Here is a 702-nt window from a genome sequence, read left to right as displayed (position 1 = left end):
CGGCCCGCCCCGGGGCCGGCGCCGCGCCGCCGCGCCCGGCGTCGGGGTGGCCCGGCTCGGCTGCCCCGCTCCCCGCGCCGGCCGGCGTCGGCGGGGCGGAGACCTCCACCCGGACGGTGCAGAGCCTGCTCTTCGTCCTCGGCGGACTGCTGCTGGGCACCGCGGCGGTGGTCTTCACGGCGGTCGCCTGGGCGGCGGTCGGCGTGGCCGGCCGGGCCCTGATCCTGGCCGCGTTCACCGCGCTCGCCCTGGCCGCGCCGCTGGTGGCGGTGCGGCGCGGGCTGCGCGGCACCGCGGAGACCTTCGCCGCGGTGGGACTGCTGCTGGTGCTCCTCGACGGGTACGCCGCCTGGGCGGTGGACCTGGCCGGCGCGGCGGACTGGCCCGCCACCCGGTACGCCGCGCTGGTCGGGGGGGCCAGCGCGGCGGTCGCCGCCGGGTACGCCCGGCTCAGCGGGCTGACCGTGCCGTGGTTCGCGGCCCTGCTGACCGCCCAGCCGGTGCTGCCCCTGCTCGCCGTCGGCTCCCGGCCGGACGCCGCCGGCTGGTCGATGGTCTTCCTCGGGGTGGCGCTGCTCGACCTGGCGGTGCTGGTCGCGCTGCGCCGCCGGGGGGCCGCGGCGACCGCGACCGGGGTCGCCCCGCCCGCAGGGGCCTCGGCGCCCGCGGGCGGCGCGGCCTTCCCCGGCGCGGCGGTGCCCG

The 702-nt window shown here is 82.6% G+C and carries 1 pseudogene; it reads left to right on the top strand.

Features of this window, described 5'->3' with window-relative positions:
- A pseudogene (locus V6V16_RS27780) lies at positions 1-702 on the top strand (SCO7613 C-terminal domain-containing membrane protein); the annotation flags it as partial.

This window comes from Micromonospora sp. CPCC 205561, assembly GCF_036906775.1.
Taxonomy (GTDB): Bacteria; Actinomycetota; Actinomycetes; order Mycobacteriales; family Micromonosporaceae; genus Micromonospora.
Note: the sequence above shows the minus strand (reverse complement) of the source record. Positions and strands in the feature narration are given on the sequence as shown.